The sequence below is a fragment of the Synechococcus sp. PCC 6312 genome, assembly GCF_000316685.1.
Taxonomy (GTDB): Bacteria; Cyanobacteriota; Cyanobacteriia; order Thermosynechococcales; family Thermosynechococcaceae; genus Pseudocalidococcus.
In genome coordinates this window covers 1,524,541-1,538,488 of the sequence record NC_019680.1, presented here as the reverse complement: position 1 = coordinate 1,538,488, position 13,948 = coordinate 1,524,541, and the positions used below count along the sequence as shown (strand labels likewise).

Below are 13,948 nucleotides of genomic sequence, written 5' to 3'. Positions count from 1 at the left end.
TTTTCCAGCCACTGGTGTGATTCTCCCTGAGGGGCTTGGGGTAAAATTGACCTAGATTTCTGATTTAAGCAAGTTTATTCAAAATTTTCAGCTTATAGCGTTGTACTCACTGTTTTAAGGGAAAAGTAGCCTAACCCAGGTTTCCCGATTTATTGCTGTCTGGCTTGATCAGGGTGATGCTATAGATTTTCTTTTTTGTCCTGTTTATTGAGGTTGGTATGCCAGAAACGGTTACGCCTAGTCAGCTTTCGCCGGAGCAAATTGGGATATGGTTACGGGGGCTCCTCAGCGTGGCCTGGGCCGATGGGCATTTTGACCCGGAAGAAAAAGACCTGATTGCCAATCTGATGCAGGAACAAATTACCCCAGGCCTGGATTTAGATCATTTTCAACCCCTGACCCCCACGGAACTTAAAAGCGCCCTAGGAGCCGATGGTAGTCTCGCTGAAAATTTTCTGCGTACCGCCGTCATGGTTGGGTTAGCCAATGGTGTGTATTCCCAAGCCGAAGATGATGTAATTCAAACCTACTGCCAGGCCCTCGGCTTAAAAATCCCGGCCCTCAAAAATCTCCGCCTTACTCTTGATGGGCAGCATGAAGATCTGATTCCCAAAGATGGTATTCACCCTCTAGAGCCGATGCGGCATTGGCTAGATGGGATGCAAGTTCATGATCCGAAAGTGGCCAAATTCCTCTGTCGGCTGATTCCGCCCCAATGCCCCTTTGAACGAGACATTAAACTCTTTGGACGTAAAATTGTCCATATCCCACCCTTATGCAAACTCAACCCCCTCTATGACCAATTAGTTGGGCTGCGGTTTCGGGCCTTGAGTTATCTGGCTGATGAGTGTCAAGAGGATATTACCCCCTACTGCTAAACTAACGGGAGAAAACTAGACATCGGCAACGAGCAATGAGGAGAGAACAACGGGGAAATAGCAGATCGTGAAACGAAACAAGTTAATTCCTTGACTCCTAACGACTCAAGCCTCAATCCTTCTGGGAACAAATGACTCAAACCATCGCGCAATTGTTTGTGAATGGCCTGGCCCTGGGTTCGATTATTGCTTTAGCGGCCATTGGTCTTAGCTTGACCTTTGGAATTTTACGCCTACCGAACTTTGCCCACGGTGACTTTATGACCTTGGGAGCGTATTTAATTTTGGTCGCTAACGGAGCCGGATTATCCATTTGGCCAGCCATTGGAATTGGAGCAGTTTTAACGGCCGTGGGGATGGTGATCTGTGAAAAACTCATTTGGTCGCCGATGCGAACCCGCCGGGCCACTTCCACTACCTTGGTGATTATTTCAATTGGCCTATCCCTCTTTATCCGCAATGGAGTCATTCTTATTTGGGGCGGGGAAAATAAATCCCTCCGACTGCCGATTGTCCCAGCTATTGATCTCGGTGGGATCAAAGTTGTCTATTACAATCTCATTGTCATGGGCCTGGCAGTCTTAGCAATTATTGGCATTCACCTCTTATTGCAACGCACCAAAGTGGGCAAGGCAATGCGGGCCGTGGCTGATGATCTGGATCTGGCGCGAGTGACCGGAATAGATGTGGAGCGAGTTGTTCTCTGGACTTGGGGGATTACGGGGGTGCTGACGGGGGTTAGTGGGGGTCTCTATGGCCTGATTACGGCAATTCGTCCCAATATGGGCTGGTTTTTAATCTTGCCGATGTTTGCAGCCGTGATCCTAGGTGGCATTGGGAATCCCTATGGAGCCATTGCAGGGGCCTTGATTATTGGCGTGGCGCAAGAACTGAGTACCTTATTCATTCCAACTGAGTATAAATTAGCCGTGGCTTTGGTTTTAATGATGCTAGTCTTGCTGGTGCGTCCCCAAGGCTTATTTAGAGGCACACTTTAATAGATCGCAAGGATTTTGAGAAATTATTCTAGTGATTCTCTTGACCCAAATTGACTAAAAGGTCTCGACCAAACTCAAGCGATGCCACCTCACAGGCCAGTTTGATAATTTTTTCTATACCTTGCTTACTATAGTTTGTTCCCATCCACCAACCGGAACTTAACTGATGTGCAGAGGATTCACACAGGTCTTGCCGTTCGGGGTAAAGGTCATAACGCGAGCGAGCAATATAACGTCTTTTTTTCCATGTTTCCGGGCGGCAAAACGGTCTAAAAATGTTGGGTCTTTCTCGGACAACATCTCAAAAATCTGGCACATCACATCTCGTCCACTTCTGGCTGGATAGGGGTTTCCGTGTATTGCAAAGCCAATGGGGAGATTGCCTGGACTATTTGACCTAGAAGTTACTGGGGTTGCTTTTGGCAGATTTACTTGAGTTTTTGGGGATCGGTTGGTCAGTTGCAGGTTGGCCTGGGTAAGTTTCACTACGGAACTGCTTTGCCGACTAATGAATTCAGTCACAATCTCAACATTAGGCTTAAAACCACAAAGATTTTCGACCTGCTCACTTAATAAATTGACTAGGGGTTCATCTGCCTCTGCCAATAAACGCTCCCAGGCTCGAGGTAAGGTCAACTCAATTTGGCGTTCCTTGGCAATTCCTTGATAATCTTCCCGTGCGTCCTTGAGAGCTTGTCCCTGGCACCAGGCCTGGTAACTGAGATAACGGCGCAATCGCTGCTCGGACTCGGTAATCTCCCGTTCTAAAATATCCAGCTTATAAACCCGCCGCTCTTGATAATTACCTTGTTCACCCGGTAAATAGAAATGCCATTCTTGCCCATCTGTTAAAACAGCCATCGGCACCCCTTGATGAAAGGCATATTGAAATAGCTGTTGATCGGCTCCTTCACTTTGTCCGACTTTCTTCACCTCAATAAAAACCTGGGACTTGGCCTGGGGATGACAGAGCGCAAAATCAACCCGACCTCCGGCAAGGCTATATTCCGGCGCAACGACCTGGGTATCAAATACCGGCCAGGCCAGGAAATGCAAAATCGGCAAAACAATTCCTTGAGAAACCGAAGCTTCATTGGCAAAGTGACCACCCCTTAATTTTCGCTGGATGTCACTGAGTAGTTGGTGGAGACTCATTGAGGCTAGACAGGCCTGTGATCGAGGTTATTTCAATTTCTATATAGCAATTCTACTGGGTTGCTCGACCGATTAGCTGGCCTGGAAAAACCTAATTCAGAAGCAAGAAACACGATAAATCATTAACCTGGCCTAGGCTTGAGCCGGACATTGCATAAATCATCGCCAGGCCTTTACAGAACTTAAACACCTGTGCTAAAACTTTTTTAGATAACGAACGTTCGAGATAACAAAAAATCTGTTCCTAGAATTGTCCCAATGCCCAAGATTGTTGACCATGACCAATACCGCCGTGAGTTGTTGAATCAGTGCTTTGACTTATTTGCCGAGCAGGGGTACGCCGCCTTAACCATGCGCCAAATTGCCCAGGCCTTGGGGGTGTCCACGGGTACGCTCTATCACTATTTTTCTAGCAAGGAGGATTTATTCGAGCAACTGGTGGCGGACATGGTGGAGCAGGATATTTACAGCTTTGCCGCGGAACTGGAAAAACTCCCCACCTTTGGCGAACGTCTTGAGGCTGCTTTTCGATTTCTGGAGCGCAATGAAACTCGCTGTCGGCAACAAACCCTGATCTCGATTGAGTTTTATCAACAGCAGGGGGCCGATAAAGTCCAACAAAATGCGGCCTTAAAGAAGGTTTCAGACCATGTGGAACAGGCCTTGGTGGATGTGCTCAAACTAGAGGATCGGCGACTGATTCGCTTACTGATGTGCTTTGTGGATGGCCTGTTAATGCACCGAATGTTTGAGGGAGAAGCCGTGTCGATGACTGAACAATTAGCCTTGATGCGCCAAGTGATTACAACCTATCTCGACCAGCAGCAGGTCAGGAGTCCAGGTGATGTTGATTAAATTGAAGCCTAAGGGTTGGAAAGTTCCTGCTTTAGTTGGCAGCCTGTTAGTTGTCACGGGCGGGATTATTGCCTATGGTGCGAGCCAAGTTGCTCAATTTTCCCAGGCCAATGGCACCAGCGAAATGACGGCGACTCCCAGCCCACCCGCCCAAGTTACCGCCCTTGGCCGTTTAGAACCCCTCTCAGAAGTGATCCAAGTTGCTGCTCCCTTGGCTTTGGATGGCGATCGCGTGGCGGAATTACGGGTGAAACGGGGCGATCGGGTCAAAACTGGACAAGTGATTGCAGTGCTTGATTCTGCCCAACGCCTCCAGGCCGCGCTCAACCAGGCCCAGCAGGAAGTTCAAGTGGCCCAGGCCCGCCTCGCCCAAGTTAAAGCCGGAGCCAAATCCGGGGAAATCCAGGCCCAGCAAGCCACCATCACCCGCGTTAATGCCGAACTAGACGGAACCATTGCCACCCAAAAAGCGACCATCGCCCGCTGGCAATCCCAAGTCCGCACCGCCCAATCAGAATATGAACGCTTTAATGCCATCTATCAAGAGGGGGCCATTTCCACCTCGCAATTGGATGCCAAACGCTTGGATTTAGAAACCGCCCAGGCCCAACTCAAGGAAGCCCAGGCCGCCCTGAATCGTTCCATGAATACCCTAGCGGCCCAACAACGGGAAGCCAACGCCACCTTAGATCGGATTGCGGAAGTTCGCCCGGTGGATATTCAAGTCGCCCAGGCCGAAGTCGAACGCGCCATTGCCAATCAACGCCAACTGCAAACCCAATTGGAACAGGCCTATATTCGCTCTCCGATCAACGGTACCGTCTTAAAAGTTCATGTCCAGCCGGGGGAATCCTTGGGAGATGAAGGGATTGTGAGCTTGGGGACGACTCAACAAATGATGGTTGTGGCCGAAGTCTATCAAACCGATATTGCCCGCGTCCGGCCTGGACAAGTTGCCGAAATTACCGGACAAGCCTTTGCGGATCAACTCACCGGAACTGTGGTTGAAATTGGGCAACAGGTGGAACGGCAAGCCATTTTCAGTAACGAACCTGGAGAAAATTTGGATCGGCGGGTGGTGGAAGTCAAAATCCAACTTTCTCCCGAATCTAGTCCCATCGCCGCTCGTTTCAGTAATCTCCAAGTCCAGACCGCGATTCAAGTTTCAGAGCCAGTTTCCCAACTAATTCAATCGAGGTGAGGTAATGATGATCTCTTGGCCCCGGACTAAACTTCAATTGGCCTATCTCTGCTTATGTTTACTCGGAACTGTTTTGCCAGTTGCCCAACTTGTACGCTTTATTAAGGATTATGGCCTGGATGTAGTCCTATTTTTCCAACAGGTTTTTGCTAACCCAGCCGCCAGTATGTTTGGCTTTGATGTGGGAGTCTCTCTCATCGCTCTCTGGGCGTTGATCTTAGTTGAAGGCAGACGGTTAAATCTCTCCTTCCTTTGGTTGCCTTTAGTTGCCAGCGTCACGGTGGGCGTTTCCCTGGGTTTACCTTTATTTTTGTTAATCCGTCAGTCTCATCTTGATTGAGTGAAAAGTCGTATTTTGCCCTGACCTGAAGCATAACGAACATTCGATTTAACAGGTATGACATCATGCCCCTGCATCAAGCCCTGAAGGAATATCTCTTCCCTTGGATCATGCTCTTCACCGCCATCGGTAAACTCCTGTGGCTTGAGGACCCAACCGCCATCCACCAGGAAAAAGCCCGGCTCCTCTATGGCCTGGGGTTGCTCAACTATCTGGAAATTTATGCCTTTATCGAGGATTTACCCTGGTGGTTTTTATAACTTATTTAACTCAAGGAATTAACCTATGACCATCGTTTATCCCTATCTCAACCAGGCCCAGACTACGGCCCACCTGAAGCGTCAAGACCTCCCCGCCGCGATTGATGCCCTGACCCAGGCCTTTGCTGATTATCCCTTTTTGCAATACCTAGTCCCCGATGCCGATGCCCGCCAAAAAGAATCCTTAATTCGTCAATTCTGTGCGACCACCGTCAACTACGCCCTGCCCTATCGCTATACCTACACCACTCCAGAGTCAATTAAAGGCGTGGCGGCCTGGATTCCCCCCGGCGAAAAAGAAATTCATTGGTGGCGGTTTTTACAGGCCGGGTATTACAAAATGCCGTTTTTATTGGGCTGGCAAGGCTGGCAGCGGCTGAACCATTTGATGCAGCTTGATCAATATCGCCATCAAGATTTACCTGAACCCCATTGGTATTTGATGATTTTGGGCGTGGTGCCAGAATTTCAAGGCCAAGGGATTGCCAAACAACTCCTGCAACCGATTCTGACCCAGGCCGACCAAACCGAGCGCAAGTGCTATTTAGAAACGGGAACTCAGGCTGCAGTCAAGTTCTATGAAAAACTCGGTTTTCGCATCCAACGCCAGGAATTTCTTGGTCAGACTGATATTCCCTTTTGGACGATGATTCGCAATCCCCAACCCCTGTGAGGCCCTTAAGATGTTACGCAAATTTTGGAAGAAAACGCCCTTGGCCTGGTTGCAACTAACTCGGCAGAAAAGTCGTTTTTTCGTAGCCCTTGCCGGGATTGCCTTTGCCGATATGTTGATTTTCATCCAAATGGGGTTTGAAGGAGCCTTAATGGATGCCGCCGTGAAGCCCCACATGGCCCTGAATGCCGATTTAGTCCTGGTTAACCCGCAACTGCAAACCCTCTTTTCCGTCCAAAGTTTTGCCCGCGAACATCTCTACCAGGCCCTGGCCATTGAAGACGTAAAATCCGTCAGTCCGCTCTATTTTTCGACGGGGCAATGGCGCAATCCTGAAACCCGCCTCAGTCGCAACATTTTAGTTTGGGGTATTGATCCGGCTCAGTCTCCCTTTAAACTACCGGATGTTAATGCCAACTTGGATCGGATTAAGCCCTTGGGACAGGTAATCTATGACCAGGCCGGGCGACCGGAATTTGGCAACATTGCTGCGTTGTACCAGACTGGAGACCCCTTAGAAACCGAAATTGGTACTAAACGGATTCAAGTCGCGGGCCTGTTTACGATGGGAGCCTCCTTTGCCGCCGATGGAAATGTGATTGCCAGTGATTCGACATTTTTACATTTATTCAATCGCAACCCGGAACAAATTGAAGTCGGCTTAATTCATCTCCGGCCGGGTGCAGATTTGTTAGAAGTTCAAAAAGAATTACGCCAGCATTTACCGAGCAATATTAATGTTTTAACCATTGAGGAATTTGCCAAGATTGAGCGCACCTATTGGGCAGAAGGAACCGGAATTGGTTTCATCTTTGGCCTGGGGGTAATCATGGGCTTTATTGTTGGGATTGTGATTGTCTATCAGATTCTCTATTCCGATGTTTCCGACCACTTACCCGAATATGCCACCTTGAAAGCAATGGGCTACGGCGATAACTATTTACTCGGTGTGTTAATGCAGGAGGCGTTAATTCTGGCAGTTTTAGGATTTATTCCCAGCTTGGCGTTAGCCACTGGCCTGTATCAATTAACCTATGCCGCCACAATGCTACCCATTTTCATGAAAACTGAACGGGCGGTGAATGTGTTTGTCTTAACCGTGGTCATGTGCTTTATTTCCGGGGCAATTGCGATGCGAAAACTGCAAGCGGCAGATCCGGCTGATATTTTCTAAAAACTGATCAGGACAGGGTTTGATTGCTGATTTTGGCGTCTCTAAAAACAGTTCAATGGCTTCTTTGATGTTGGCAAATGCTTCGGATTCTGTCTCCCCTTGGCTGACCACATCAATTTCTAAACACTGAGCGATATACCAATTCTCCTCTTGCCAAATCCCCACCGATAATTGTTGTTTCATGGAGTATTAACCAATGACGACTACTTTAGATTCTAAGGCCTGGCCTGGGGTTGATTCTAATTTGCTTAATCCTGTGATTAAAATTAGTAACTTAGATCATTTCTTTGGCACAGGTAACACCCGCAAACAGGTGCTATTTGAGATTAATTTAGAAATCCAGGCCGGGGAAATTATTATCATGACCGGGCCATCGGGTTCTGGAAAAACAACGCTGCTAACACTCATGGGAGGTTTACGGTCAGCCCAGGCCGGGAGTTTGCAAATTCTCAATCAGGAAATTAACGGAGCCAGTAAACAACAACTGACGCAACTCCGCAACAATATTGGCTATATTTTCCAGGCTCACAACCTCATGTCGTTTCTAACCGCTAAACAAAATGTCCGGATGTCCCTGGAGTTACACGATCACTATTTAGATGGGGATTTAGATCAGCAAGCGATTGCCATGTTAGAAGCGGTTGGCCTGGGGCATCGGGTGGATTATTTTCCCCATGACTTATCCGGTGGGCAAAAACAACGGGTGGCCATTGCCAGGGCCTTAGCCAGTCGTCCAAAAATTGTCTTAGCTGATGAACCCACCGCTGCTTTAGATAAAAAATCAGGCCGGGATGTGGTAGAACTCATGCAAACCCTAGCCAAAGAACAGGGCTGCACGATTTTGATTGTGACTCACGATAACCGAATTTTAGATATTGCGGATCGTTTGATTTATATGGAAGATGGTCGGCTTTCGGAAAACACAGCTACAACTAAGTCCATATCTTGAGTCACTCACTTCGGCATCACTCAGGTGTGTACCTGGTAGCTTCCGAGTACCCATGACGCTTGCCCCAGCCATTTGATAACTGGGACGTAATTACTCTTTTTTGGACATTAAGCAAAGCAACGGGCTGCCTCTGAAGATTGACCATACCAACGCTCAGCCAAGCTATATAAATCTCCCAGAATAGCAATTAATTCTGTTCCTTTAGCCGTTAGCTCGTAACTCACCTGAGGTGGAATCGTGGCCTGGTAATGTCGTTGAACGATCCCCTCTCGCTCCAGCATCCGCAATCGTTCGGTTAACATCTTTGTTGAAATTCCGGAAATCTCTTGCTTCAAAACGCCAAAGCGAGTTGCTCCCTGCTGAGACAATACCCAAATCAAATACAGTGTCCAGGGGCCAGCCAGAACAGTCATTAAGCGACTCAATGGACACACCTTGTCTTCAGAAGCTACTTGTTCCACCACTCAACTCTCCTAGTTACTAATGACATTCTTAGTTACTTTATAGTACCTACTTTACTTTAGTAAGTATGCTTTCTTAAAATCAGACAGATTCTATGCAGTCGTTGCTAGCGAGGTCTTCATGTCAAGTATTGCTATTGTTTATTTCTCTGGAGGGGGACATACCCACCGATTGGCAGAAGCCATTGCCGCCGGAGTCCAAGAAAGTGGTGTCCAAGTTGAATTACTGAGAATTACGGGTGAGCAGATTGTCAATGGTCGCTGGCAAGATCCAGAAATTATGGCCAAGCTGAACCAAGCCCAAGGTATCGTTTTTGGCAGCCCAACCTATATGGGGGGTGTCGCAGCCCAGTTTAAGGCATTTATTGATGCATCTAGCGAGGCCTGGTTTTCTCAACAGTGGAAAGATAAGATTGCGGCTGGGTTTACCCATTCGAGTTCTCTCAGTGGCGATAAACAGGGAACATTGCTATATCTGGCCATTAATGCGGCCCAACACAGCATGATTTGGGTTGGAGCTGGGGATTTACCAAGTCACTACCTCGGCAAGGATGATGGCGTGAACCGTTTGGGGTCATTTCTAGGGGTGATGGCTCAAAGTCCAATGGGGCCTGGTGGGACAGCAGCAACACTCGATCCAGGGGATACAATTACGGCTCACCAGTTTGGGCAGCGTCTAGCCGGGGCAGTAAAACGCTGGAATTCCTGCCCCTAGATATTTGGGTTAAGCCAGGGATACTAATGAACTCACTTTTTTAATCTGAATTCTGTCGCCGACTTGCACCCCCAATATCCCTGCTTGTCCGGCCCCAATTTCCAAAACCGCATCAACGGGGCCTGGAGATGGATAAACAGGACAAGGATTTTCGTGGCAGGGGGGAACATGGGCCGTAATTCCAATGACCTGGCCTTGGCGTAAAAAAATCATATCCAGGGGGATCAAACAGTTTTTCATCCAAAAGCTGACGGGTTGGGGTGGACTAAAGGGAAATAGCATCCCCCGATCCGGGGCTAGTTCTGTGCGATACATCAGGCCTTTGCTTTGTTCCGGTAAGGTGCGGGCGACTTCCAGATTAATGACAGCATTACCAATCACGGCCTGGGCGGTAATTGGTAATGTTTGGGCCTTAACCATTAACACATTGGGGGTAGCCTGGGAGTTGAGGAGCAATATGGGACTGAAGATTGTTAAGGCTAAAAGAGCCAATAGGCAGACTCCCCCAATCCATCCGTTACGCTTCCCGAAGAACATACCCCACCCCTCGGACTGTATGAATGAGCCGTTTATCACTTTCGTCTTCAATCTTGATCCGTAAGTAGCGGACATATACTTCAATCACATTGGATTCGCCCATGAAGTCGTAGCCCCAGACATTTTCTAATATCTGCTCCCGACTGAGAACCTGTCGCGGATGTTCCATGAGGTATTTCAGCAGTTCGTACTCCTTCATGGTTAACTCAATCATCCGCCCATTCCGTTCGGCCCGGCGTGTGGCTAAGTCGAGGGTTAAATTATCAAACCGCAACAGTTCATTACTTTCTTGGGCTGGTTGTAGATAAAACTCCACCAAAACGAGAAAGCTTTGGGGGTTATAGGGCATGAGGATATAATCATCGGCACCCGCAACCAGAGAAGCAACTCGTTCCTCCACTCCATCCCGATGGGTGATAATCAACAAGGGTAGAGTAACTCCCTGTTGACGTAAATCCTGGCAGAGATCCAATCCGCTAGTTTTGCCAACAATCGTATCAATGACAATTAAAGAGGGCTGCCAGTGATCAAGGGCCAATCCACACTCCACCCCTGATGTGGCCACCACCGGATCATAGCCAGCTACTTGTAAGTCATGCCCCATGGACTGGGCCAGAGTCGAGTTACTACTGATCAAGAGAATACGGGGCTGAATATTGGCCGGAGTCGGTTCCATCAGGGCATAACTTCTTTGACGTGAGAGGCCTAAGGTCTAGGGTAGCCTACAAGTTGCCACTCCCTGCCGTTAGTTGCTAAGAGTCAATCAATGGCCTGAGGCAAAACTCAAGTTAGCAACATCAGATGGACTCATTACGTCTGCATTGACTGAAATGATCCGGTATATTTCTTCTTCCTAGTAGAAATCTAACTTTTTTCAGAAGCTCTGTGACTCGATATGCTGGAATGACAAGCCGATTTTCTGCGACTCCCTTGCTGAAAAACTTCACCCAAACCGTCACCCAGGCCCTGCAAGCTGCCCAGGCCCAATTTGATTGGAGTCGGATTCACCTTAAACAGCAGGCTCAAGTTCCGACCCTTGAGGTCTTTGATCCCGAATCTGGCCAGGCCCAACCTTACCCTCTCTTAGGAGATCGCTACATTCTTGGCCGCAGTCAGACCAAGGCAGATATTAAAATTGATAGCTCTATTGTCAGTGGCGTTCATGCCCAGTTAACTCGGTTAGGGCCGGGTAGTTCTGTTTTTCAGATTGAGGATTTAGATTCCAGTAATGGTATTTTTCGCGGTCGCCGCCGAATAGAAGTAGGCGAATTACACGATGGCGATACATTGACCTTAGGCCCCCCAGATGAAGCCCGGGCTGTCCAACTGACTTTTTTAAATCCGCCCCCCTTAGCCGTCAAAATTTTCATTTGGGGCCTGGGTGGAACCGCCGCTTTAGTCAGTCTGGGCCTAATCTGGTTGGGAGTCGAATGGACCAAAATTCCGGTCCGACCTTTACCGGCAATGACCCAAGGGCCAGTGATTATTTTGTCAGCCGATGGCAAACCCCTCGCCCCTGTGGAGCAACACCCCCATGTGGAACTCCGCCAACTTTCCGACTATTCGTCTTACCTAGCCAAGGGAGTGATTGCCTCGGAAGATAGTCGTTACTACTGGCATTTTGGGGTGGATCCGCTGGGAATTTTGCGGGCGGTTGTAACCAATATTGGTGGTGGTGAACTCCGGGAGGGCGCAAGTACCCTCAGCCAGCAGGTGGCCCGGACGCTTTACCGCAATTATGTGGGCAGTGAAGATTCCTTGGGGCGTAAACTCCGGGAAATGATCGTCGCTCTGAAGTTAGAAGCCACCTACAGCAAAGATGAGTTGTTGCTGGCCTATTTAAATCGAGTCTATCTGGGCCTGGGTAATAATGGCTTTGCTGATGCGGCGAGGTTTTATTTCAATAAGCCACCTAAGGATCTAACCCTGGCAGAGGCGGCAACCTTAGTGGGGATTTTACCTGCGCCCAATAGCTTTAATCCGATTCGGGACTATGATGCCGCAATTGATTATCGCAATCGGGTCATCAGTCGCATGGCGGAACAGGGCTATATTTCTGCGGTGGAGGCTGATCGAGCGCGGCGGTCACGCATTGAAGTCAGTCCAGAGGCTGAAAAAGCCCTCGCTATCCAACCCGCAGCCTACTACACGGATCAGGTCTATGCGGACTTGGCAACGTTGTTAGGAAAGGATTTAGCTCAGGAAGGGAATTTGATCGTCACCACGGGACTCAACCCGGCCTGGCAAGAGATTGCCGAAAAGACCCTGAAAGCTAATTTGCAACAATGGGGCCATTCCGCAGGTATCGGCCAAGGGGCAATGCTGACCATTCATCCCGAAACGGGGTTGATTGCGGCGTTAGTCGGGGGAAAAGACTATGGACAAAGTCAATTTAACCGTGCCACCCAGGCCCAGCGACAACCCGGTTCAACCTTTAAGGTGATTTTATTCACGGCGGCCTTAATGCGGGGAATTTCCCTGGGGCAAACCTACTCCTGCGGGCCATTTTTTTGGCAAGGGCAGCAGTTTGCCGGCTGTCGGCATGGCAGTGGTGCTATGGATTTATACCAGGGCCTAGCTCTTTCCGAAAACCCCATTGCTCTACGCTTAGCCCAGCAAGTTGGCTTACAACGAGTGGTGGATTTAGCTCACCGAATGGGAATTAAAAGTCCATTGCAAGCTGTCCCAGGCCTGGTTTTGGGGCAAAATGAAACCACTCTTCTCGAAATGTGTAGCGCGCTGTCCGTTTTAGCGAATCAAGGCCGTTACTTGCCTCCCACAACGATTAGTCGTGTTCAAGATGGTGGAGATTGCTCTAACCCCGATGATTTCCAGACCTGTCGGATCATTTTTGAGCGAGATGCCCAAGACTTACGGGGGGAACCTGTTGTTCCGGCTGATGTGGCGGCAACCATGACCCAGGCCCTAACGGCAGTTGTGCGAGCAGGAACAGGACGGGCGGCGGCGATTGGCCTAAGGGCAGCGGGTAAAACGGGAACCACCAATGACTATCGAGATTTATGGTTTATTGGCTATGTCCCCAGCCGGAATGTCTTAACTGGGGTCTGGCTTGGCAATGATAACAATAGTCCAACTCAGGGCAGTAGTGGGGATGCAGCCGCAATTTGGGGAGATTTTATGGGCCAGATTTTACGTTAGGAGCAGCGGATACCGGCCTGGGAAGGCTTAAACCTGAGGAGAAAAATGTTGCAAATGGTTTCTGGGCCTGGCATATTTCTGGATGCAGTTTGTATGCTAAAGGGGCCTGCTTTTCGGCAAAATTGTCCGGTGAATTTTTAACCTAAGTGTTTGCAAACTATCCCGTGACGCTCCCGAACGCCCATAAGGTTGACCCCGCTGCTCACTACCCTTGTCCCTGTCGCCAAAATGGGGAATTAATCCCAATCGTCTTAACCGAGGCTTTGGGATGTCAACGCTGCCAGCAAATTTTTGTTGTCCGTCCCGATGGCTATTCCATTGAACAATTAGTCGTCACCTATCCTTACAAGCGGATTTGGTATTGGACTGGCTTACAGTGGCAAGCCCTGCGGCGGGGCCTGGGAGATCAGCCTTGGCTTTATACCTTGGGACTACTCATCTTCTTACTTTTGCCGATTTTGCTCTGGGTACCGCTCCTGTTCCAAGCTTCACTAAAACTGGAAATCATGATTTGGGTCGTTCTGGCCATTGCAATGATGCTCTTCCCGGCCCTGCTGATCTGGGTTGCGCTCTCCCGCCACTAGTCGATAATG

The 13,948-nt window shown here is 48.9% G+C and carries 17 protein-coding genes; 12 read left to right on the top strand and 5 right to left on the bottom strand.

Features of this window, described 5'->3' with window-relative positions:
• Nucleotides 1–218: 218 nt before the first annotated feature.
• Nucleotides 219–878, top strand: a complete 660-nt coding sequence (locus tag SYN6312_RS07515; protein ID WP_015124263.1) for a Mo-dependent nitrogenase C-terminal domain-containing protein — start codon at nucleotides 219–221, stop codon at nucleotides 876–878.
• 131 nt (nucleotides 879–1,009) lie between these two features.
• Nucleotides 1,010–1,876, top strand: a complete 867-nt coding sequence (locus SYN6312_RS07510) for a branched-chain amino acid ABC transporter permease (RefSeq protein WP_015124262.1) — start codon at nucleotides 1,010–1,012, stop codon at nucleotides 1,874–1,876.
• Nucleotides 1,877–2,035: 159 nt separating this feature from the next.
• Here the strand turns inward: SYN6312_RS07510 and SYN6312_RS07505 are convergent, their stop codons facing one another.
• On the bottom strand, nucleotides 2,036–3,031 hold the full coding sequence (locus SYN6312_RS07505; protein WP_015124261.1) for a hypothetical protein: 996 nt from the start codon (nucleotides 3,029–3,031) through the stop codon (nucleotides 2,036–2,038).
• Nucleotides 3,032–3,289: 258 nt separating this feature from the next.
• Between SYN6312_RS07505 and SYN6312_RS07500 the strand changes: the two genes are divergently transcribed.
• From SYN6312_RS07500 to devC, 6 genes are all read left to right on the top strand, one after another.
• Complete coding sequence (locus tag SYN6312_RS07500) at nucleotides 3,290–3,886, top strand: TetR/AcrR family transcriptional regulator (protein WP_015124260.1); 597 nt, start codon at nucleotides 3,290–3,292, stop codon at nucleotides 3,884–3,886.
• Nucleotides 3,876–5,087, top strand: coding sequence for an HlyD family efflux transporter periplasmic adaptor subunit (locus tag SYN6312_RS07495; protein ID WP_015124259.1), 1,212 nt, complete (start codon nucleotides 3,876–3,878; stop codon nucleotides 5,085–5,087). Before SYN6312_RS07500 ends, SYN6312_RS07495 begins: the two co-directional genes overlap by 11 nt.
• A gap of 4 nt (nucleotides 5,088–5,091) precedes the next feature.
• Nucleotides 5,092–5,427, top strand: coding sequence for a DUF2834 domain-containing protein (locus SYN6312_RS07490; protein ID WP_083853503.1), 336 nt, complete (start codon nucleotides 5,092–5,094; stop codon nucleotides 5,425–5,427).
• Nucleotides 5,428–5,492: 65 nt separating this feature from the next.
• Nucleotides 5,493–5,687 carry a hypothetical protein gene (locus SYN6312_RS07485; RefSeq protein WP_015124257.1) on the top strand — a complete coding sequence of 65 codons (195 nt, stop codon included), beginning with the start codon at nucleotides 5,493–5,495 and terminating at the stop codon, nucleotides 5,685–5,687.
• A gap of 25 nt (nucleotides 5,688–5,712) precedes the next feature.
• Nucleotides 5,713–6,360: an N-acetyltransferase gene (locus SYN6312_RS07480; protein WP_015124256.1), complete on the top strand. Its 648-nt coding sequence runs from the start codon at nucleotides 5,713–5,715 to the stop codon at nucleotides 6,358–6,360.
• A gap of 10 nt (nucleotides 6,361–6,370) precedes the next feature.
• Nucleotides 6,371–7,534: an ABC transporter permease DevC gene (gene devC / locus SYN6312_RS07475; protein WP_015124255.1), complete on the top strand. Its 1,164-nt coding sequence runs from the start codon at nucleotides 6,371–6,373 to the stop codon at nucleotides 7,532–7,534.
• Here the strand turns inward: devC and SYN6312_RS19740 are convergent.
• Nucleotides 7,454–7,717 (bottom strand): type II toxin-antitoxin system HicB family antitoxin, encoded by a 264-nt coding sequence (locus SYN6312_RS19740; protein ID WP_015124254.1) that lies wholly within the window; start codon nucleotides 7,715–7,717, stop codon nucleotides 7,454–7,456. The two genes, devC and SYN6312_RS19740, sit on opposite strands and share 81 nt — an antisense overlap.
• Nucleotides 7,718–7,730: 13 nt before the next feature.
• On the opposite strand from SYN6312_RS19740, the gene SYN6312_RS07470 reads away from it, so the two are divergent.
• The gene (locus SYN6312_RS07470; protein WP_015124253.1) at nucleotides 7,731–8,483 is read left to right on the top strand and encodes a DevA family ABC transporter ATP-binding protein; all 753 of its coding nucleotides are present in this window, start codon (nucleotides 7,731–7,733) and stop codon (nucleotides 8,481–8,483) included.
• Between the two features lie 107 nt (nucleotides 8,484–8,590).
• On the opposite strand, the gene SYN6312_RS07465 is transcribed toward SYN6312_RS07470, so the two are convergent.
• Nucleotides 8,591–8,947, bottom strand: coding sequence for a helix-turn-helix domain-containing protein (locus SYN6312_RS07465; protein WP_015124252.1), 357 nt, complete (start codon nucleotides 8,945–8,947; stop codon nucleotides 8,591–8,593).
• Nucleotides 8,948–9,065: 118 nt separating this feature from the next.
• Between SYN6312_RS07465 and SYN6312_RS07460 the strand changes: the two genes are divergently transcribed.
• Nucleotides 9,066–9,659, top strand: a complete 594-nt coding sequence (locus tag SYN6312_RS07460; protein WP_015124251.1) for a flavodoxin family protein — start codon at nucleotides 9,066–9,068, stop codon at nucleotides 9,657–9,659.
• Nucleotides 9,660–9,668: 9 nt separating this feature from the next.
• Here SYN6312_RS07460 and SYN6312_RS07455 read toward each other — a convergent pair whose 3' ends face one another.
• Nucleotides 9,669–10,196: a DUF192 domain-containing protein gene (locus SYN6312_RS07455; protein ID WP_015124250.1), complete on the bottom strand. Its 528-nt coding sequence runs from the start codon at nucleotides 10,194–10,196 to the stop codon at nucleotides 9,669–9,671.
• Nucleotides 10,177–10,872 carry a response regulator transcription factor NblR gene (gene nblR / locus SYN6312_RS07450; protein ID WP_015124249.1) on the bottom strand — a complete coding sequence of 232 codons (696 nt, stop codon included), beginning with the start codon at nucleotides 10,870–10,872 and terminating at the stop codon, nucleotides 10,177–10,179. The genes SYN6312_RS07455 and nblR overlap by 20 nt, the downstream gene beginning before the upstream one ends.
• Nucleotides 10,873–11,081: 209 nt before the next feature.
• Between nblR and SYN6312_RS07445 the strand changes: the two genes are divergently transcribed.
• On the top strand, nucleotides 11,082–13,355 hold the full coding sequence (locus SYN6312_RS07445) for a transglycosylase domain-containing protein (RefSeq protein WP_253276433.1): 2,274 nt from the start codon (nucleotides 11,082–11,084) through the stop codon (nucleotides 13,353–13,355).
• Between the two features lie 146 nt (nucleotides 13,356–13,501).
• On the top strand, nucleotides 13,502–13,939 hold the full coding sequence (locus SYN6312_RS07440) for a hypothetical protein (protein ID WP_253276432.1): 438 nt from the start codon (nucleotides 13,502–13,504) through the stop codon (nucleotides 13,937–13,939).
• Nucleotides 13,940–13,948 lie beyond the last annotated feature (9 nt).